This window comes from Paenibacillus mobilis (assembly GCF_058267595.1).
Window position 1 is genome coordinate 18060 of sequence record NZ_JBZCMS010000014.1, and the last position, 20730, is coordinate 38789.

At 40.9% G+C, this 20730-nt stretch carries 18 protein-coding genes; 13 read left to right on the top strand and 5 right to left on the bottom strand.

From position 1 onward, the window contains the following. Positions 1-26: 26 nt before the first annotated feature. Entirely contained in the window at positions 27-479 is a 453-nt protein-coding gene (locus AC3ZPD_RS20115) for a YybH family protein (RefSeq protein WP_490986064.1), read from the bottom strand. Positions 480-713: 234 nt separating this feature from the next. Between AC3ZPD_RS20115 and corA the strand changes: the two genes are divergently transcribed. Beyond that, positions 714-1676: a magnesium/cobalt transporter CorA gene (gene corA / locus AC3ZPD_RS20120; protein WP_490986065.1), complete on the top strand. Its 963-nt coding sequence runs from the start codon at positions 714-716 to the stop codon at positions 1674-1676. Positions 1677-1891: 215 nt separating this feature from the next. Here corA and AC3ZPD_RS20125 read toward each other — a convergent pair whose 3' ends face one another. After that, positions 1892-2497: a hypothetical protein gene (locus tag AC3ZPD_RS20125; protein WP_490986066.1), complete on the bottom strand. Its 606-nt coding sequence runs from the start codon at positions 2495-2497 to the stop codon at positions 1892-1894. A 237-nt stretch (positions 2498-2734) separates the two neighbouring features. On the opposite strand from AC3ZPD_RS20125, the gene AC3ZPD_RS20130 reads away from it, so the two are divergent. The 5 genes from AC3ZPD_RS20130 to AC3ZPD_RS20150 all read left to right on the top strand — a co-directional run bounded on the left by AC3ZPD_RS20130 (position 2735) and on the right by AC3ZPD_RS20150 (position 7424). Then, positions 2735-3025, top strand: a complete 291-nt coding sequence (locus AC3ZPD_RS20130) for a YerC/YecD family TrpR-related protein (RefSeq protein WP_068700191.1) — start codon at positions 2735-2737, stop codon at positions 3023-3025. After that, on the top strand, positions 3025-3786 hold the full coding sequence (locus AC3ZPD_RS20135; RefSeq protein ID WP_490986067.1) for a sirohydrochlorin chelatase: 762 nt from the start codon (positions 3025-3027) through the stop codon (positions 3784-3786). Before AC3ZPD_RS20130 ends, AC3ZPD_RS20135 begins: the two co-directional genes overlap by 1 nt. Before the next feature lie 32 nt (positions 3787-3818). Beyond that, positions 3819-4700, top strand: coding sequence for a diacylglycerol kinase (locus tag AC3ZPD_RS20140; protein ID WP_490986068.1), 882 nt, complete (start codon positions 3819-3821; stop codon positions 4698-4700). Between the two features lie 139 nt (positions 4701-4839). After that, complete coding sequence (rlmD, locus tag AC3ZPD_RS20145; protein ID WP_490986069.1) at positions 4840-6600, top strand: 23S rRNA (uracil(1939)-C(5))-methyltransferase RlmD; 1761 nt, start codon at positions 4840-4842, stop codon at positions 6598-6600. A 605-nt stretch (positions 6601-7205) separates the two neighbouring features. Beyond that, positions 7206-7424 carry a hypothetical protein gene (locus tag AC3ZPD_RS20150; RefSeq protein WP_490986070.1) on the top strand — a complete coding sequence of 73 codons (219 nt, stop codon included), beginning with the start codon at positions 7206-7208 and terminating at the stop codon, positions 7422-7424. 268 nt (positions 7425-7692) lie between these two features. Here the strand turns inward: AC3ZPD_RS20150 and AC3ZPD_RS20155 are convergent. From AC3ZPD_RS20155 to AC3ZPD_RS20165, 3 genes are all read right to left on the bottom strand, one after another. After that, positions 7693-8453, bottom strand: a protein-coding gene (locus tag AC3ZPD_RS20155; RefSeq protein ID WP_490986123.1) for an IS5 family transposase whose coding sequence is annotated in 2 segments (ribosomal slippage) — positions 7693-8114 and positions 8114-8453 — 762 coding nt in all. Because the reading frame shifts where the segments join, the coding sequence is not laid out codon by codon here. A gap of 1101 nt (positions 8454-9554) precedes the next feature. Further along, positions 9555-9797, bottom strand: a complete 243-nt coding sequence (locus AC3ZPD_RS20160) for an acyl carrier protein (protein WP_490986071.1) — start codon at positions 9795-9797, stop codon at positions 9555-9557. A gap of 2 nt (positions 9798-9799) precedes the next feature. Beyond that, positions 9800-10591, bottom strand: coding sequence for a helix-turn-helix transcriptional regulator (locus tag AC3ZPD_RS20165; protein WP_490986072.1), 792 nt, complete (start codon positions 10589-10591; stop codon positions 9800-9802). An 832-nt stretch (positions 10592-11423) separates the two neighbouring features. Here AC3ZPD_RS20165 and loaP point away from each other — a divergent pair. The 7 genes from loaP (at position 11424) to AC3ZPD_RS20200 (ending at position 20653) form a co-directional block, all read left to right on the top strand. Continuing rightward, positions 11424-11993: an antiterminator LoaP gene (gene loaP, locus AC3ZPD_RS20170; protein ID WP_490986073.1), complete on the top strand. Its 570-nt coding sequence runs from the start codon at positions 11424-11426 to the stop codon at positions 11991-11993. 16 nt (positions 11994-12009) lie between these two features. Further along, positions 12010-12714, top strand: a complete 705-nt coding sequence (locus AC3ZPD_RS20175) for a 4'-phosphopantetheinyl transferase family protein (protein WP_490986074.1) — start codon at positions 12010-12012, stop codon at positions 12712-12714. 493 nt (positions 12715-13207) lie between these two features. Continuing rightward, entirely contained in the window at positions 13208-15040 is a 1833-nt protein-coding gene (locus AC3ZPD_RS20180) for an ABC transporter ATP-binding protein (RefSeq protein WP_490986075.1), read from the top strand. Continuing rightward, entirely contained in the window at positions 15037-16941 is a 1905-nt protein-coding gene (locus tag AC3ZPD_RS20185) for an ABC transporter ATP-binding protein (RefSeq protein ID WP_490986076.1), read from the top strand. Before AC3ZPD_RS20180 ends, AC3ZPD_RS20185 begins: the two co-directional genes overlap by 4 nt. Before the next feature lie 5 nt (positions 16942-16946). Continuing rightward, entirely contained in the window at positions 16947-18566 is a 1620-nt protein-coding gene (locus AC3ZPD_RS20190) for a C39 family peptidase (RefSeq protein WP_490986077.1), read from the top strand. A 37-nt stretch (positions 18567-18603) separates the two neighbouring features. Beyond that, complete coding sequence (gene ectB / locus AC3ZPD_RS20195) at positions 18604-19887, top strand: diaminobutyrate--2-oxoglutarate transaminase (protein WP_490986078.1); 1284 nt, start codon at positions 18604-18606, stop codon at positions 19885-19887. A 16-nt stretch (positions 19888-19903) separates the two neighbouring features. After that, positions 19904-20653: an aspartate/glutamate racemase family protein gene (locus AC3ZPD_RS20200; protein ID WP_490986079.1), complete on the top strand. Its 750-nt coding sequence runs from the start codon at positions 19904-19906 to the stop codon at positions 20651-20653. Positions 20654-20730 lie beyond the last annotated feature (77 nt).

A 20730-nucleotide genomic window follows, 5' to 3' on the forward strand; every position in this document is an offset into this window, starting at 1 on the left:
TTGGAGTTTCAGTTTCAGTTTCAATTTCAGTCTTCCTTAGCCTCTAACGCATCAAAAATCGCTTTCCCCGTTTCCATCCGAATCGGCAGAGAGGAATGCTGATGCGAAATTTTCCAGCCGTCGCTTTCTTTTCTTAAACCGAAGGTAAACCGGTTGGTAATCGAGCGGATTTTTTCCCCGGAAGGTGTGTGGGCGGCAAACGACACGGCACAGCGGACAAAAGCCAACTCCGCATTTTCTTCAATGGCGACCTCGTCAAAGCTTACTTTCAGCCATTCGCCGTTCTTCCGTAAGCCTTCAAACCATCCCTGCGCCATGTCCCTTAACGGGGAAATACCAGTGTCTTGCCAGTTCTCCCAGCAATCAAACACATGAACGTCCGCAGCATAAGCCGCTAAAAATTGCTCAACGTCTCTCTCATAAACTGAAGTTTTGTAGTTCTCCAGAACCGCCTGAACCGTTGAAAAAACCTTGCTCATTCCCTCATCTCCCTGTTATAGGCGTATCCGCATGACGCGGCACTCCAAGTTATCAAATTCCATTTTAATCCAAGCCCGCCGAAAAAACTTGTCCTATTTGGACGTAAGGAACGGACATAAGAACCCTGAGGTTAGGTAATTCCGGGCGGATGGGCTACAATAGACGTAAATAGATGGCGGAAAAGCTGCGAGGCCGCTCTGCCCATACGACCGTGAAAAGAGGAATACATACCGATGATTCGCACGTTATCCATTCTGCAGAACAACCAGATTGTAGAAGGCAGCAGCCTGGAAAATTTCGACCTGGCCTCCGCCAGATGGGTTTGGGTTGATTTTGACCGGCCGACGGAAGAGGAATGCGTGCTGCTGGATCGTTATTTTCATTTTCACCCGCTGGCGATCGAGGACTGTGTGCTGCACAATTTGCAGCGGCCCAAGCTGGATATTTATGAGGATATCCGGTTTTATGTGCTGCACGCTATCGACCCGGACAGCCTGAAAGCCATGGAGGTAAATCTGTTTGTCGGGGAAAAGCTGATCGTTTCTTTCCATAAACACAAACTGGATGAGGTGGATCAGGCCTGGACGCAGATTATCAGCTGGGTCAAGCAAGGCCATGACGTGCAGCAGGGACCGATGTCCGCCGCTTATTCGGTGATGGACCATCTGGTCGATTCGTATTTTCCATGCCTGTATTCAATTGAAGATGAGCTGGCGGATATTGAGTCGGTGGGCAGCAAAGAGTCGGTGGAGCTGCTGATGAACCAGGTGTTCGACCTGCGGGGGCGGCTGCTGAAGCTGCGCCGTTCGGTGGTGCCGATGCGCGATCTGCTCTACAGGATCCTCAACTCCCAGCATCTGCAGGAGCATGGGCGTCACCGGGCTTATTTTGCGGATATTTATGACCATCTGCTCAAGCTGTCCGATATGATCGAGGCGGACCGGGAAATGACCGCGGATTTGCGCGACTCCTACATTTCGTTGAACTCGAACCGTATGAACGGGATCATGAAGACGCTGACGGTTATTACGACGATTTTTATGCCATTGACGTTGATCGCAGGCATTTACGGGATGAATTTTGACCATATGCCGGAGCTGCATTATGTTTACGGGTATTTTACGGTGCTGCTGTTTATGGCGGGCTTGTCCCTCTGGATGGTGCTTTGGTTCAACCGGCGCGGGTGGTTTAAGTAGATAAGCGGAAAAGGAATGAAGGCGTGCGGGGCGGTATCCTGCACGCCTTTTTGGTTTATAAACCCGTGTTCCGGTGCTGTCGGTTTGAAACAACTGAGCAGGGAAGAACGTCAGAAGATGTTGTCGTGTTGCTGTGTTGAATAGCCCCATCCTATCGCCACATTTACTGCCTGCACCTATTGAGTGTTCTTATTGACTGTTCCTATCGGCTGTCTTTACCGGCGTTTGGAGGAGCTGCTGCGGCGTTTGGAAGAGGAGCTGCGGCGGGAACCCGAGCCGCTTGAACGGCGTTTGCCGCCCGAGCTGCGGCGTTTGCCGCTGCCGGAGCTTTTTCGTCTGCGCGGACGGTATTCGCCCAGATCCTCGGGATCGGCCGTAACCCCGGCCGCGGCTTTGGCCCCGAAGGAGCCCATCAGCAGCTTCGCCATCGGGGCGAACTGCTGGAAGCCGCCGATGACCTTTTGCACGCGGCCGATATGGCCCATGATGCCGTCGATGCCGCCGAGCCGGTCGAAGATGCCTTTCAGGTTGCCGAGATTGGAGAGCAGCCCGCTGCTGGCGGCGGTTTCGGCGGCGGCTACCGGGGCGGCAGCTTCCAGCACGGAGCCGGCTGCATTATAAGGAACCAAAGCGGAGGATTCGCCAAAAGAGCCGACGGCCCCATAAGGGTTAACGCCAGGATAATATTGAGGGACGGAAGGCAGCTCCGGCGGGGCCGCGCTTCTTGGAGCGTTCATGCTCCGGTGACGGGCATAATCCGGATGGCGGTTCATGCCCTGCTGCGCATTCATGTTCCGGTGCGGATTGTTGTAATGAGGCAATTTGCATCACGTTCCTTTTCCAGTATTTGTGTCTATGAATGATAGACATTCGTGGAGGCCTTTTCTACAATAATGTATGATTTAGGCAGGAGCGGGGTATAGACGAACGCCCGGATTCCGGCTGGGCAGGAGCGGAAATATGGATCGGGCTCTGCATCGCGTGAAATCGTTAACGCTTGAAAATGAGGCCTTCCCTCGTGTACAATGAAACTACTAATGGTAGGGGATGATAAACAGGTGCAGCTCAAGAAATTGAATGATACCAGCATTGATCAATTATTTGAAGCTATTCTCACACTCGATAACCTCGAAGAATGTTACGTCTTCTTTGACGATCTGTGTACCGTAAACGAAATCCAGTCGATGGCCCAGCGGCTAGAAGTAGCCCGCATGCTTGGCAAAGGCTGTACGTATAATCAAATCGAAGCCGAAACCGGCGCCAGCACGGCCACGATTTCCCGTGTGAAACGCTGCCTCAACTACGGCAACGACGGTTATAAAATGACTTTGGATCGTCTGGGCCGCTAATGCAGCCAGGCGTTCTGATCATCAGCCACGGTTCTCCCGACGACGCTTGGATCAAGCTCGTAGACGACGCCGTGGCAACCCTGAAGCTTCCAACCGGAATTCCGGTGGAAGCTTCTTTCTTGGAGGCCGAAGGGGAACGCGGCATCCAAAGCGGCATCGACCGGCTGGAGGCGGCCGGCACCGCCGATTTGATTGTCGTGCCGCTGTTTGTCTCTTCCGGCAGCACGCATATCGATGAGCTGTGCTATGCGCTGGGCTTGAAGCCGGAGCCGGAGCTTGAGACGGATCTGGCGCGGTTTCGGATCGGAGACGGGGTGCGGGTGTGGTTTGGCACCCCGATGGACGACGATCCGCGGATCGCGCACATGGTCTGGGACAAGGTGCGCGGGCTTTCCCGGGACCCGGACCGGGAAGCGGTGGTCCTGGTCGGGCACGGAAGCGGCCATGACGGCTTCCGGCAGCGCTGGGAGGCAGGGATGGCCTCCCTGGCGGCCAGCGTGCAGGCCATCAGCGGCGTGGCCGCCGCGGATTATGGCCTGCTGCGGACGGACACCGTGCGTGAAAAGGTGTCCGATTGGGTTAATAAGGGCTACGAGGTAATCGTGGCGCCTTTATTTTTGAGCGCGGGGTATTTCACGAAGCAGGTGATCCCGTCCAGGCTGGAAGGCCTGACATACCGCTATAATGGCGAGGCGCTGCTGCCTCACCCGGAGCTGGGCGACTGGATACGGGACCAAATCTCGAATATAATGAAAAGATAAACTAATCGAGTGTAAATGGAGTTGCAGCAGGAATGAAAAGAGCCAGATTAATATATAATCCTTCATCCGGACGCGAAGAAATCAGAAGGCTGCTTCCGGATATCCTGAACCGGCTGGATTTGGCCGGCATTGAAACGTCCTGCCACGCCACGACCGGCGAAGGCGATGCGACCCGCGAAGCGGCGGATGCCGTGTACCGCGGTTATGACATCATCATTGCGGCCGGCGGCGACGGAACGCTGAACGAGGTCGTAAACGGCATGGCCGGCAAAGATGACCTGCCGCCGCTGGGGATTTTTCCGATGGGCACGACCAACGATTTCGCCCGCGCCATGGGCATTTCCAGACGCTGGGAGGATTACTGCGACCTGGTCATTAACGGCACTACACGGCCGATTGATATCGGAAAAGCGAACGACCGTTATTTTATCAACATCGCCGGGGGCGGTTCCCTGACCCAGCTGACCTACGAGGTGCCAAGCCGTCTGAAGACGATGATCGGCCAGCTGGCCTATTATATGAAAGGCATCGAAAAAATGGTGAACCTTTCCCCAACCGAGCTGACCATCTCGGCCGAAGGCTACGAGCCGATGCACGGGGAGTTTATGATGTTCCTGATAGCGAACTCCAATTCGGTCGGGGGCTTTGAAAAGCTTGCGCCGGACGCGCGCATCGACGACGGCCTGCTGGACGTCATCGCCGTCAAACGCTGCAACCTGCCGGAGTTCATCCGGCTTGTGACGATGGCGCTGCGGGGCGACCATTTTAACGATTCGCATGTCTTGTACTTCAAGACAAAACGAATGGAGATCACCTCTCCGGCACCGGTTCTGCTGAACCTGGACGGCGAGCTCGGCGGCAAACTGCCGGGCGTGTTCGAGATTTTGCCGTCGCATATGCAGATTTTTGCTTGATAGGGCTTTGCGGAAATTTTTAATGGGTCATTTTACTGAACATTCAAAAGGTCTTGCTGCTGGCCGGGCGGCCGGGCAAGGCTTTTTCTATAAATGGAGAATACATTTTTATTAACAGGAAAGAAGTGAAGGGATCAAGATGAACAACAACCGGGGCCGAACACGCGCAGGCGCGTCATCCGGACGGGGCGGGCGTTCTTCGGGCGGTAACCGCAGCAACACTGCGGCCGTGGCCGAATGGAACCTGCCAGTAGCGAAAAACGAAGATTACACCATAGATATCATCGGTATGAATCACGACGGAGAAGGGGTAGGCCGCGCGGAGGGCTATACCCTTTTTGTTGCGGGCGCTTTGCCTGGCGAGAAGATACGGGTCAAGGTGATTAGCACGAAAAAACAATTCGGCTACGCCAAACTTTTGGACGTGCTGAAAGCCAGTCCGGACCGCGCCCAAGCGCCATGCCCGATCTACGACCAGTGCGGCGGCTGCCAACTGCAGCACATGAGCTACGCCGGCCAGCTGGCCTGGAAACGCCAGCGCGTTGTCGATGCGCTGGAGCGGATCGGGAAGCTGCGGGTGCAGGGGAGTGCGGGGATTGGAGCGGATGCAGAGGCGAACGTTGTGGCGAGTACCGATGCAGATACCGAGGTGAACGCTGACGGGAGTGCGGATTTAAAAGCGAATGTTAATGCGAGTGCTGGTGCTGGTGTGGTTAATGCCGTGAGTGCTGGGAATAGTCCCGGTACATCCGAAAGCGCTGGTGGCCTGAGTACAGGCAATCCTTCTGATAGCTTCGCAAACTCGGCTGATTCGGTTCAGAATGATGCAGGAGCACAGGGGCTGGTCATAGGCAGGGGCGAGGGCATCCTTGTCCGCGACACGCTTGGCATGGACGAGCCTTGGCGCTACCGCAACAAAGCCCAGGTGCCGATCGGCGTAGCCGAAGGCGGCCTGGTTGGCGGTTTTTACGCGCGGAACAGTCACCGGATCATCGACATGGAAACCTGTCTCATCCAGCACGAGCATAACGACGAAGTCGTCTCGCGCGTCAAAGCGATCGGCCGCGAGCTTGGCATCTCGGCCTACAATGAAGAAACGGGCCGCGGACTGCTCCGCCATGTTGTGGTGAAGAAGGCCTTCCGTACCGGCGAAATCATGCTCGTCCTCGTCACCAATGGGCGGGATATCCCGCACAAGGACGAATGGATCGGCCTGATCCGTGAACAGATCGCCGATGTGGCGAGCATCTGCCAGAACGTCAACACGAAGCAGACTAACGTCATCTTCGGCGACGAAACCCGCGTCCTGTGGGGACGCGACGTCATTTACGATTATATCGGCGATGTGCAGTTTGCGATTTCGGCGCGCTCTTTTTACCAGGTGAACCCGGTCCAAACCGAAGTGCTCTATGGTAAAACGGTGGAGTACGCCGGCCTGACCGGCAAAGAAACCGTCATCGACGCCTATTGCGGCATCGGTACAATTTCGCTGTTTCTGGCACAGCATGCGGACCAGGTGTACGGCGTGGAGATCGTCAAAGAAGCGATTGAAGATGCGCGCAGCAATGCCCAGCTTAACAATATGACCAATGTGAAGTTTGAGGTTGGCGCGTCCGAAGATGTCATTCCGCGCTGGAAAGAGCAGGGGATTGAGGCGGATGTTATTGTGGTGGATCCACCTCGTAAAGGCTGCGACCCACGCTTGCTGGAGACTATTCTCGAAATGAAGCCTGAGCGTGTGGTGTATGTTTCGTGCAATGCCTCGACTTTGGCGCGGGATTTGGCGGTGCTGGAGGAAGGCGGGTACCGGACGGTGGAAGTGACGCCGGTGGATATGTTCCCGCATACCGTTCACGTAGAATCGGTGGCGGTGTTGGTGAGGGATGGTACAGAGGGCTGAGATTACAGTGGTGGCGTGGTTTTTGGAGTATTACAGATGGGATTGAAGTGTGAAACAGAGGCTAGAATATAGTAGATTTGACTGATTGTTGACGAAATAAATAGATTAATCGGAAGTCCTGGATTTTTGAATCGAATTCAATTATTAGGACAATGGTTCGACTCCCCTCGCCACTATACTTAAAACCCGCTCTCTGAACGTTTTATTTCTTTTTTTAAGCTTAGATAATAGTCCTAATGTAGCCTGAAAAATACTATACCCCAAATTTGTAGGAGGTTGGAAATATACGAGGTATTATTTAAGAAATAGTATCATGGACAGATGGTGGGTTTATAATGCGAAAAGAAATACCGATGTGCCGGCTAGTATCGTTGGTATATCACCAGTTTATTGCATATTGAATTTAATTCCATTATCCGAGCTTTGTCTGCTAAAATGGTGACATAGATAATCGGGCAGACTTATAGTGGTATACTTTTAAAAAAGGACACGTTTTTTTCGTACACTCTTCGGGTTATAATGGCTAAACCGGGTCTTACTGGATGTTGGTCACAGAAAATAATGATATCTTATGTACTAGTTCGATCTAGGAGGAGAGTTGTAGAATGAGTAAGCGTGCTAGGGGAAAGAACATTACAATGGGGACTAACAAGGGCCAACTGAATGCTCCAGTTGGCTGCTACATCAAAGCTACTAAATTATATAAAAAAGAGTTAAACAGACCTATATTTGTAGGACCTGCTGATAATGGGGCAGACGTTGAATATGTTGAAGTCGTAAGTGGCAAGATTTCTAAGCGAAAGCCTTTTTTTATTCGCCAATAAAGGAAGGGCGCTGCTAGATTCAATAGTAGACACAGATTAAACTTAGGAACGACTTATATAGAAGCGGATAAACACCCGAATTATTGAGTCTATCCCTAATCGAAGTTATAACCCCTTAAACATGAGGCCGCTAAAGAACTGGCTTTTTCAAGAGTCAGTGGAGTGCAAAGTTATAGACAGCCTCATCTTTGATGTTCCCATTTTTTAAATTGTATGTTTTAAATGTAACTCCTTTATAATCTTTTTTTGCTAGGGCGTGTATGCAAACCTAAGCAAGCCATACCATGATTGAAGCTAGGGTTAAAAATGCCATAAAAGCTTCTGCCCTTTTATCAAAACGAGTCGCCAAGCGACGGTAGTTCTTCACTTTATTGAAAAAACACTCAATTAAATGCTGTTCTTTGTAAATTTCTTTATCCCATTTTCTTGGCTTTCGGCGATTTTTCTTGCTTGGGATGACTGGAGTAGCGGATTGTTCCTGCAGAAGCTTCAAAATTCGATTGGAATCATAAGCTCGGTCGGCTAAGACTTGTTTCTCTGTGAGATCCATTTGTTTGAGCATCTCGTAGCCGATTACAGCATCATGGCGCTGCCCAGCTGTCAACTGAAAGCGAAGCGGGTTCCCAAGGGCATCTACGATCGCATGGATTTTAGTCGTTAGTCCACCCCTGGAACGCCCAATGGCTTGCTTGAAGGCCCCCCTTTTGCGCCTGCTCCATGCTGGTGGACACGGACGATGGTTGCGTCAATCATCACACTTTCCCAGTCGGGTTCAATGGACACATGCTCTAAAATCCGATCCCAAATACCAGCCTTTTGCCAGCGGCGAAAACGGCTGTAAACCGTTGACCAGGAGCCGTAATATTCCGGTAAATCTCGCCATGGCGCACCGGTTCGTGCGATCCAAAGCATGGCGTTTAGCATCTTGCGATGATCGTTCGGGGGTCTCCCTCCTTGTGGTTTTCTTTCCGGCGGCATCAGGTCTTTAATTTTGTCCCATTGGTCGTCACGAATTTCGTATCTTCTCATCATACAAACTATTACCCATCTAGAAGAAATTTATAGTTTGCATACACGCCCTAATAAATCTCTAAATTGATCTTGTAAATTGCTATCAAGTGTTACATCCTTATCTGCTATCATGGCCTTTTCAACATTAGAATCGTAGGAAGCCAATCGTTCTTTGTTAAAACCATCTTTAAAAGCAACGATATTTTCTTTAAAGTCCCCTGAATCAGTATCTATATTAATTAAATTTAATTCATTTAGGATAGGTTCATATAAAATTTTTCCTACCGTTTTTCAGCCATATAATCAAATCTTGCATCGACGTAAGAGTATATCTCATTGTAATTTTCAGTATCTTTATAGGGAAGCACCCGGTTTGTAAATCAAATCAATTCGTAAGGGAAGCAACGGCTTGCATCCCGTTCATCGGAACGTTCTCTAAACGTTGCGAATTGGGGTTTGTTGGACTTACGAATTTGTGGGCACCAACAGTTCTATAGCATGCTCTTTCAATCCCATTTGTTGAACAAGCGTTAGGATCGACAGCCGCTCAGAGCGCTCGGATGCAACTCCAACTAGTACCGTACAGTGCATCATAACAAATTGATCCTGGTCGAGTGCGAGTGAACAGGTCGAAAGCTAGAGGAGTAGCGAGCGTATTCCCAAAGTCATCCGGAATCTCTACTTTTGAATCCGGAGCTTGGACATCGGATTCAGAATCCTCTAGTGGAGTCGCTGGATGAAGACATCAGAAAGGATTAGAAACATTGCTAAACTCCCCCTCCCCGCTTTTGCGTAGCGTAAGGGAAAGAAAGAAGCGTTTATCACTTGGTATGACTGTGGCCCTAACATTGCTATTGTGAAGCTTGGATTTGAGCGTTGGTACGAACAAGGCAATCACAATCATGAGACTGTTCGGAGTACGCTTAAAACCATGCGTAACTGGGCAGATGAAATACAAATGCCGATGGTCCATCATAATCATATTAAAGCCTTTCATCGCGTCACTACTTTATACAAATCGTAATCGCTATAAAGCGGGTACTCATTCTCATCAAATGCAACCGACAACGGATATTGGACTACAATCAAGCACTGATTATTAGGTTGATCCAAACTTAATTAAGAATGTTTGCACATTAATCTTTCCACAATGATTCGGATTGTTTTGAAATTTTCAAATAGTAGTTCCTCATCTTTATAATGGATTTGGAATATATCCTCTAGTTCTACCAATAGTTTGATTGTTTTAAGTGAATTTAGCCCATAGTTACTTAGTACTTCATCATAGCCAAGATCACTTTGTACATTTAATAGTTCTGAAATTTTGTTAATAACTAGCGAAGTGCATTCCTGTACATTCAATTTTAATTCTCCTTTTGAAACTCATTTATATGATTACTAATGCGAAACTTAGTAGGGGAAATATTAAAATGTTTTTTAAATAAAGAAGAAAATTGCGAGCTTGAAACGTAACCTAACTTATGTGCAATTTCTAAGACTGATTCATGGGTATTTGTTAATAATTTCTTAGCACAATCCATTCGCAGACTTTGTATATGTTGAACAGGAGACTTATTAAACACTTTAGAATACATATTACTTAAATAAACTGGATTGCAGCTAATTATATCTGCTAATTGTTGTAGAGTTAGTGGAAGGTTATAATTTTCTCGTATGTACCGATATACTTTGATTAGTCGGGGATCTATTTCTCCGGTAAGTATCTGTTTATTATTCCTATTTTTTACATGGTTGAGCTTATCAAGATGACATTCTAATTGTTTTACAATCTGATTAACTTGATGAACTAAACGATTTGGACATTCACAAGTAGCTATTAGTTGAAACAACTTATTAACTGGCACTGGGGTAGAAGAAAAAATATATAAAGGTGGATATAATACATTTTGGCAGGAAGTTGTTTTGAATTTCACACCTGTAATTTGAGCAATATTTTGAGAACAATTTTCTATAATAAAATTACTGCCAAACATAGTGGAACCACTTAATACCTTAACCTTTGAATTTTGATAATAAGCGGTCATTGGATGACTTGTCTTCATTAAAATGTAATTTCCTTGTGGTAAATGACACTGAAATACTGCTCCTGCATTAAGAACCTCTTGTTTTATTATTGAACTTAGAGTAATACTCATAAACATCCCTCTCATATTCTCACGTTTAACAATTATTCAATCGGATATTATAAATTTCCTAAAGAAAATCTTTACAACCAAGATGAGCAGTCGATGTCTTATAGTGTATGAAATTGTAAATCTATTATCTCAAAACTTCGAAAATTTGTCATCATATTCCTTATATTTAATTTATTATTCATCTTTAACCTAGGCGTGAATCCAAGTATACTTTTTTTAAAATTGGTAATAGATTTATGCTGAGACGATACGAAAATCGAGACGACCAATGGGACAAAATTAAAGACCTGCCGCCGGGAGAAAGGAACCACAAAGAGGGAGATCCCCGAACGATCATCGCCAGATGCTAATGCCATGCTAGGTAGCACGAGCAGGGGTACTCTGGCGGGATTTACCGGAATATTATATGACAGCAACCGTAATCTGAAGATCTTCAGGAACAGACCGCGACTCCGGTTATTCCAAGTAAAAAAATCGGAAGAAGCAAAGAAAATGGGAAGAAGAAGTTTACAACGAAGGAACTTAATTGAGTTCTTCAATAAAGTGAAGAACTATCGTCTTTTAACACTCGCTTCTATAATGGGGAGGCTTGCTTAGGTTTGTACACAAAACCTAATATTATACAGAAATAATCCAATTTAACAGAGGAGTATTGATCTAGAACTTTTTTGCGTTATGATATGTATTAAGGTTATTTTTGGAAAAAACAAAATAAAAACTAATCGATGTTTAGGCACGTTAGATCAATGTTTTGTTACATATATTATCAGTAATGTATAGAGTTATCTATACATGAAAGGGCGAAGCTATGTCTATGATTGGAGGAATGACATTGAAATGGTACGCACTTCAGGTTAAAACAGGGGAAGAAGAGTTAGTCAAAAAACTAATAATTAGACATCTTAATATAAAAGAATGTAAATGTTGTGTTCCAAAAAGGAAGGTTCCAGAAAAAAGAAATGGCTATATGTTTGATGTTATCAAAGTTATGTTTCCAGGTTATGTTTTTATAAAATTGAAAATAGATTTTAAAACGTATTATTCTCTTAAATCTGTTGTTGGAGTCTATTCAGTATTAAATTATTCAAATAAAATTGATTTGAATTATACAGAACCGTATCAGGATGAAGATGTTTTTTTTAAACCAATACCTGCAGAAGATATGACTCCTATTCTGATGGTTCTTAATCCAATTAATGATATTATGGAGTATTCAACTTTTAATTTAAGGTCAGAAGCAGTAAAAATTGTTTCTGGTCCATTAGTTGGACAAGAGGAAAAAATTAAAAAAATAGACAAAAGGAAGAGGCGTGCCAAACTAGCAATTGAGATTCTAGGGCAGGAGAAGCTAATTGAAATTGGTATTGAAGTTTTAAATGAAAACAACTATTCGCAACAATAGCTGGGGGGAATCGCAAGTGGAGATATTTAGCCTAAATATTGAACCCTTCCCTAAAGATGAGACTTTAAGAAAAGCATTATCGCTACTAAGCAAGGAAAAAAGTGATAAAATAAACAGGTTGAGAAAACGAGAAGATTTTATAAGGTCTCTTGCAGGGGAACTTCTTATAAGAACATTAATAGTGGAAAAGACGAGATTAAAAAATAATGAAATTGAATTCTACTATAACGATTTTGGAAAGCCTTTTATTAAAGGTGATCCGTTTTATTATAATATCGCTCATTCAGGTAGTTGGGTTGCATGTATACTTGATCAATCTCCTGTAGGAATTGATATTGAGCAAATTGCACCAATTGACTTAAGTATTGCAGAACGGATTTTTTCTATATCTGAAAATGTAAACTTGCAAAACAAGCCAGAGAATGAGAAACTAAATTATTTCTATAGCTTATGGACATTAAAAGAAAGCTATATTAAATATACGGGACAAGGTCTATCATTTCCACTAGATCAGTTCTTTTTTTTATGTACTGAAGAAGAGATTAGAATTGAATTTATAAAAAGCAATAATTATGATGCTAGTTACTTCAAACAATACTTAATTGATGAAAAGTATAAATTATCGGTGTGCGCTAGAATTAATGATTTTCCACAACATATTTCGAATATAAATTTTGTAGCGTTAGCTGAGAATGCTCTCATGCTGTTAGATAAATATTAATTATGACTACAATGGAGAGGAAGTGGGACGAGAACTGAACATATTTATTATTCGTTAACACATCCACAGAAGCGAATAATATGTTTTATTAAAAAAAATGATACGCTTCTTTAGTTAGGTATGATTTAACTAAGTGAATTTAGCTATTTATTTCGTAGTCTATTCACTTAATAGTGAAAGGGCGAAAGTATGTCTTAATTGAGGTAGTTAGAAGATACAGCTGAAGTTTGGGAATTCGGTAAATTTGCTTTACAAACTATATATAATATGGGGGGTTATAATCGTTTACTCAAAGTAAGCGATTTAGCTGACTCATTGACTGTTTGAAATATAAGTATTAGGATAAAAAATTAAATACATTTACATAACTTATGCAATTAGAGTTGTTTTACTACAAAGAGTTTTTGGGTTTCCCTGAAAGCGATTACTAAATGAAATCGAAATTTACTGCTGTTATTAGACTAAGAAATAATTACCCTGGAGGTTTCTTATTGTGAAGGATAATCAGAAAAATACTTACGGTTTTATAAGCAATTTGATTTTTATGATTCGTGAACAATGGAATTTTGAGAAAAAGGGAGTCATTATTCCATTTATTGCGATCCCTTCAGCAATTGCAGTATCACTTTTAGGTATTTGGCTTCCTAAGATAGTAATAGATGCAATAGAAAGTTCTTTACCAGTAAATGAATTTTTTACACAAATAAGCGTCTTAACACTTGCAATGATGATTCTATTATTTATAAGTTACTACACAGAACAAGGTATACTAATAAATTCTGTAAAAATTTGGAACTTACATTTTTACATGAATAAAACTTGGAAAATTGTAGATATGGATTACTTAAATTTTGCATCCTCTGCAGGAAAAGTAAAAATAGAGAAATCACATTTAGCCTTAAATAGAAATGTTCTTGTTAACATGGCTTCGTTTTACCCTCATTTTGTAGAATTAATAAAGAATATTTTTGGTTTTTTCTCATTTTTTGCGATCCTGATGTTGTTAAATCCAGTCATAATTTTAATACTTATTCTTAGTTATGTAATTGATACGTTTGTTGTACTGTTTATTGAAAAATGGGAACATAAATCAAAGGATGATCGTGCGAAGATTGATCGAAGACTCGATTACGTTTTTTATAACACGAGTGATAGTTCTGTAGCGAAGGATATACGAATCTTTCATATGAAGCATTGGATTAATGATATGGCAGATCGATTTATGAAGGAGAAGTACAACTGGCAGAAAAAGATAGCCTCTAAGCGTTATATTCAACTACTGGTAGAAGCGTTTATTGTATTTATTCGAAATGGTGGCGCTTATATATATCTAATTTGGAACGTTATAAATGGAAGCATGACTATAGGGGGATTTGCTCTTTATTTTGGAGCTATTGCTGGGTTTGGTTTATGGCTTGAAAACATAGTAACAAGAATTGGCAAACTATCAACTGCTAATTATAAGGTTGATGATTATCGAGTGTTAATGGATCTTGAAGATAAAATGAAGCGTGGTAAAGGAGCTCCGTTACCATCTTTTGAAGAACCTGTTGAAATCGTACTTGATAACGTTAGTTATAAATATGAAAGTAATGATCAATATACTCTGAAAAATATTAGTTACAAAATTACTAAAGGAGAACGGCTAGCCATTGTCGGTACTAACGGTGCTGGCAAAACAACATTAGTAAAGTTGATATGTGGTTTAATCGAACCGGTATCTGGACGTATTTTAATTAACGGAACAGATATCCGAGATTTTAATCGAGATGAATATTACAAGCTTATTACGGCAGTCTTTCAGAATGTATGCTTGCTTCCTGTTAGTATTGCTCAAAATATAACTTTTTGCTCGCATGAAGATATAAACTGGGAAAAACTTAATGATTGTGCAAATTTAGCAGGCATCAAAGAGAAAATTGAAAGTCTTCCGGAAGGGTTTCAGACAAATCTAATTCCCTCTGTCACCCAAAATGGTGTAGAACTTTCGGGAGGAGAAAACCAAAAACTAATTCTAGCTCGAGCATTATATAAGAATGCTCCATTGATTATTCTAGATGAACCTACAGCAGCGCTTGATCCAATCGCGGAGAATAATATGTATCTTAAATATAACGAACTTACTTCAAATAGAACTTCCATATTTATCTCCCATAGACTTTCCTCAACCAGATTTTGTGACAAAATAATACTATTAGATGGGGGACAAATAAAAGAGTCCGGATCGCATTCTGAACTCATGAAATTGGGAGAAAGATACAAGGAGATTTTTGATATTCAAAGCCAATACTACAAAGAGAACACAAAGGAGAAAAACAACGTATGAGTAAGAAGAGGAGTATTATAGATGATCTTCAACACATAAAGCGTGGATGCATTATTATCAAGCAACTTGCTCCTGGATTGTTAGAGTTTACTCTAATTAGATCTATTTTGAATGCGTTTACTCCTTACATTTCAATATATATGTTAGCCGTAATTATTGATGAATTAGTCGGAGACAGAGATCTCACAACACTTTTTTATTATGTGAGTGTTACTGCAGGTGGAACACTTCTAATGAATCTTAGTAGTGCACTATTATCAAAGAGAATAGAAGTATTGGATAGTATGTTCCATACTGAATTTGAGAATTTTCTGAACAATAAAAAACTAACAATGGATTTTGCGAAATTAGAAGATCCTAAGATTACAGAGCTGAGGGAAAAAATTATGAGTGACATGTTTGCGACCGATGGTGGAATTAATGCAATAGTTCGATTAGAAGAATCAATCGTTGAAAATTCTTTATCGGTGATTATTGCAATTATTGTTTCATTTGGTGCAATTACTGCTACATCAGCAGTAGTAATTTCTGAACAAAATGGTTTAGTTGGATTTGTCAATTCAATGTGGTTTACAGTTTTACTAACAGTTGCTTTAATAGTCTGCTTAGTACTGACAGTGAAGAATACTAAAACAATAAATAAAAAAGTATTTCAATTGTATCAAGATGGGGCTAAAAATAATGGTTATTTGGAGTATTACAACAATTTTTACCTGGAGGATGATCAAGCTGGGAAAGATGTAAGAATTTTTGATCAAAGGAACCTTATCTATAATGAGATGCTTGCTAAAGGAAGAAGGCCTTGGTTGAGAATTGTAAATGGAACACATAGGCTACAGCAAAAATACATCGGTATAAATTCAATATTATCCGCATTAATGGGGGGCGCTATATATATATTTATCGGTCTTAAAGCTCTTACTGGAACAATTAGTCTTGGAAGTGTCACGAGTAGCTATGCTGCAATAATTAGATTGGTTACCTCACTAGGAAACCTTTCTGAATCTCTTACGAAGATCAGAAGTAATAATAATTATCTTGTTTTATTATTTGAATTTATTGATTTACCCAACGAAATACAACGAGGAGAAAAAATTCCTGAGATAAATAATACTGATTGGGAAATTGAATTCCACAATGTCAGTTTCCGGTACCCAACAAGCGATAAAAATGCTCTGAACAACTTGTCATTAAAGATTAAAAAGAATACTCGGACAGCAATTGTTGGATTAAATGGGTCAGGTAAAACAACAATGATAAAGTTGTTATGTCGATTTTATAGTCCTGATTCAGGATATATAACACTTAATGGAGATGATATACAAAAATTTGATTATGAATCCTACACAAAACTTTTCTCTGTAGTGTTTCAGGATTTCCAGTTGCTTTCATTTAGCATTGGACAAAATGTATCGGCATCGAAAAACTATGATGAAGCAGATGTATGGGAATCGCTCGATTTAGCTGGAATTGGAGACAGGGTTAGAAAGTTTCCTATGCAATTGGAACAATCTATTCGTAAAAACATTGAAGAGGATGGGGTAGATTTATCTGGAGGTGAAGAACAAAAAGTTGCTCTAGCTCGTGCCATTTATAAGGATGCACCAATTGTTATATTAGACGAACCAACTGCTGCCTTGGATCCAATTTCAGAATTTGAAGTATATTCTAAATTTAATGATTTAATAGGTCGAAAAACATCATTATATGTTTCACATAGACTGTCCTCATGTCGTTTTTGCGATTCAATTGCAGTTTTCCACAATGGACGGATTATCCAATTTGGTTCTCATTACGAACTAATTAAAAATACTGAGGGTAAGTATTTTGAGTTGTGGAATGCACAGGCTCAATATTATGCTGATGATGTGAAAGATCCTCTTATAGAAAAGGGTGATTAAATTCCATGAAAAGTAATATTATACCTCCAGATATGAAGATAAGACAAGTCCCGCGCTTGTCAGGTAACGTAGCTGCTTCTTTTTGTTTCGACGATTGCATAGCAACGTTTGCATCTCATATGGGAATTGATTATGAAAGGATGTATTTTTTAGCACTTGAAAATGGATTTTCTAATGATATGTCTAAAGGGATTGGGAATAGCTTTATAACTAGTTTCGACATTTGCGAATCTTTGGAGAAATTCACGGGTATTAAGACAGCTAAATACAGTAATCATTTTAATTCAGACTTAACAAAAATGATTGAATTAGTAAATCAAAATATTCCTATATGCGTAACTATAAAAGGTTTTAATTGTCCTTGGGATTGGAGATTTAATGAAATTGATACGGGCGCGCACGCCCTTTTTTTGGTTCAATACGACGAAACTAAAAAAGCATTTAAATGTTTAGATCCATACTACAATAAGACAAACGTTTACCTACCAGAGGATGATCTAAGAAAAGGTTATATTTCTTTTAGAGCTTTCTCAGTTGATCATAATTACCAGTACATCGAGCCTATTAGTCTATTGAATGATGCTCTAAAAGGACTAGTTAATGATATTTACTTAAATTCTTTGAAGGACCTTTCTAAAAAAATTAAACAGAATTTTGATATTACTTGTGAAATTAGAAATTTCGAACACATTGATAATTATTCAATGGATGAAATACATGAAAATATTTACTTAAATCAGTCATTGAAGGTTATGGTTCATAATATGTTCCGTTTTTGTATACTACTTTATAAATTTGATGAGTGGTACCCGAAACATGAAGGTGCATTTTCTAGATTAGCTGATGAGATGAAAGTGATTTCGGAAAAGTGGGAAATGATTCGTTTTATGCTTTTGAAAATGGTTTTTGCTAAAGACTTTCATAAAATTTCGGAAGCGCTTTCTAGAAGAATAAATTCCATAGCAGACGATCAAATACTGTTAATTCAAGAAATTATCAACACCATTCAACAAAAATCGTTGTCTGTGAAGAATAAATATCATGCAGAAGTAGAATTTGGAGAAACAATATGTTTAGATTTGTCAGAATACTTCAATAATATTGGGATTGGTAAAAAAAACGAGTTGAATGATAATGCCGATTTTAATGGAATTGGCGAATGTATTATTCATGAATCCTTTCCTAAGGAAAGTTTGCTTTCCTCACTTGATACTAAATTTGATATTTCTAGCAATAAAAAAGGAGAGTTTGATAATATTTCATGTGCACGACAGGTAATAAATATAGAAAACAATTATTATGTACAGTTTTCAATTCTTGGATGCTCAGAATGGGGAGACTTTAAAGATTATTTTAAGATTATCTATGTGGATGAGTCGTATGAAAGAGTGTTAGTTGAATTAAATGACTGGACTCCTGTTGTTTTAAAGAGGCAAAGTTCTAAAGAAAGTATAGAATGTGAAAAATCCATTATTGATGAAAATTATTTAAAAGATTTTACTGAATCTTGTTACCTATATATCAACAATTACTTTCTTGCAACTGACAAAATGATAAAAAGAATAGAACTGCCTGAATGTGAGAATATGCATATTTTTGCACTTTCTTTCACAAAGAAAAAATAGTTACGTAGAAGCGAATAAAAACTAGGAGTGATTTCTTGTGTCCGTATTTGACGAATTGGAGTCCAACGTTCGTAGTTACAGCAGGAGCTTTCCGGCGATATTCTCTAGTGCAAAGATGAGTTGCATGTTTGACGAACAAGGAAACAGGTATCTTGATTTTTTTGCTGGAGCAGGTGCATTAAACTATGGACATAATAATGATTTTATTGTTAAACGAATTATTAAATATATAGAAAACAACGGGATTATTCATGCACTTGACATGGCCACGGTACCCAAACGAGATTTTATTGAAACCTTTTCTGAGATCATTTTAAAACCTAAGAATTTAAATTACAAGTTCATGTTTTGTGGGCCAACAGGGACAAATGCTGTTGAAGCAGCAATAAAGATAGCTAGAAAAGTAAAAAAAAGAACCTCCGTATTTTCATTTTCAGGTGGATTTCATGGGATGTCGCTCGGAAGTTTATCACTCACAAGTAACTTACAAAAGAGAGCAGGAGCTGGCTTACCATTAAATGACGTAGTGTTTATGCCTTTCCCTTTTGGCTTTAATACAACGTTTGATACTATCGGATACATTGAAAATATACTTCGAGATAGTCATTCTGGTATCGAAAAACCAGCTGCCATCATCCTTGAAACTGTACAAGCCGAAGGTGGTGTGGTAGTTGCCGATGTTAACTGGTTACAAAGATTAAGAGAGTTATGCGACAAGTATGATATCTTAATGATATGTGACGAAATACAAACTGGATGTGGGAGAACGGGTGCCTTTTTTTCATTCGAAAGGGCAAATATTGTTCCTGATTTAATAACGATCTCAAAGTCAATAAGTGGTTCAGGATTACCAATGTCAATGGTACTGTTGAAGCCTGAATATGATGTGTTTGCTCCGGGAGAACATAATGGAACCTTCCGAGGTAACCAACTTGCATTTGTAGGGGCAACTGCTGCTTTAGAATATATGTACAACACCAATTTACTTGATACTGTTAAGGAAAAAGAGAAGTATATTGCCAACTATATTAGAGATGAAATATTATCTTCTTACCCAGTTCTCGAACATAGAGGAGTGGGTTTAATTCATGGTATTGATTTTTCTAAAGCGGGATCTAAAGATATTTGTATGAATGTTGCCACAAATTGTTTTATGAACAATCTCATTATAGAAAGAGCAGGTAGAAATGATGATGTTTTGAAAATATTACCTCCTTTGATAATAAGTACAGAAGAATTAAATGAAGGACTAGGAATCATTAAGTCTGCGATAGATAAGTTCATGAACTATATAAGGGAATCGGTTCTACTTTACGAGTGAAGAAAGGGGATTGTACATGTTCCAGCTAGGTGTCATAGGAGGTATGGGTCCATTAGCAACATGTGATTTCGTGAATAGAGTCATCCGGTATACTGCGGCTAACAACGATCAAGAGCATATTAGTGTTTGTGTTTTAAACGCTTCTTATATTCCGGATCGTACAAAAGCAATATTGAACAATGGAAAGTCACCGGTTGCTGAAATAAATTATTGTTTCTCTCAATTATCAAAAATTGGAGTTAATTTTGTTGTCATACCATGCAATACTGCTCATTATTTTTCAAATGAGTTTGTTTATTCATCTGATATGATATTTTTAAATATGATAGAAGAGACAGGAATATTTCTTGACAAATTTAATTGTGATAGAAAAGTTTTCATTTTAGGTACTGAAGGAGTTTCTCATTCAAAAATATACGATAGGAGTATAAAAGAAAGTGCCGTATGTTATCCAAATGATAGCGAACAAATGGAAATATCGAATTTAATCATGAAAATTAAGAGCGGATTTACCCACAAAAACCTACGTAATTTATTTATTAATTTGCTTGAACGAATAAATACTCGGGTTAACGGCTGTACTTTTCTCATAGCTTGCACAGAACTTTCTGGATTTTATGATATTACTTCTGAGAACTATCAGTGTTTTGACACTATGGATATTTTAGCTATTAGTACTATAAAGAAGTGTGGGCATGAATTAAGAACTGAAATTATTCCTAAGTGTTTTATAAATAACCAAGACAACCGTGGAATGCTAGTTTGATCTCAGAAGATTAAAAAAATCAACAAGAATTATTTTATTAAAATCCAATAATACTCTTATTACTAAATGGAGGGTTT

Bases quoted from the DNA above. Each gene is read 5' to 3' on its own strand.
- AC3ZPD_RS20115 (WP_490986064.1), bottom strand. From the start codon at position 479: ATGAGCAAGGTTTTTTCAACGGTTCAGGCGGTTCTGGAGAACTACAAA.
- corA (WP_490986065.1), top strand. From the start codon at position 714: ATGATTCGCACGTTATCCATTCTGCAGAACAACCAGATTGTAGAAGGC.
- AC3ZPD_RS20135 (WP_490986067.1), top strand. From the start codon at position 3,025: ATGCAGCCAGGCGTTCTGATCATCAGCCACGGTTCTCCCGACGACGCT.
- AC3ZPD_RS20140 (WP_490986068.1), top strand. From the start codon at position 3,819: ATGAAAAGAGCCAGATTAATATATAATCCTTCATCCGGACGCGAAGAA.
- rlmD (WP_490986069.1), top strand. From the start codon at position 4,840: ATGAACAACAACCGGGGCCGAACACGCGCAGGCGCGTCATCCGGACGG.
- AC3ZPD_RS20150 (WP_490986070.1), top strand. From the start codon at position 7,206: ATGAGTAAGCGTGCTAGGGGAAAGAACATTACAATGGGGACTAACAAG.
- AC3ZPD_RS20165 (WP_490986072.1), bottom strand. From the start codon at position 10,591: ATGAGTATTACTCTAAGTTCAATAATAAAACAAGAGGTTCTTAATGCA.
- AC3ZPD_RS20185 (WP_490986076.1), top strand. From the start codon at position 15,037: ATGAGTAAGAAGAGGAGTATTATAGATGATCTTCAACACATAAAGCGT.
- AC3ZPD_RS20190 (WP_490986077.1), top strand. From the start codon at position 16,947: ATGAAAAGTAATATTATACCTCCAGATATGAAGATAAGACAAGTCCCG.
- AC3ZPD_RS20200 (WP_490986079.1), top strand. From the start codon at position 19,904: ATGTTCCAGCTAGGTGTCATAGGAGGTATGGGTCCATTAGCAACATGT.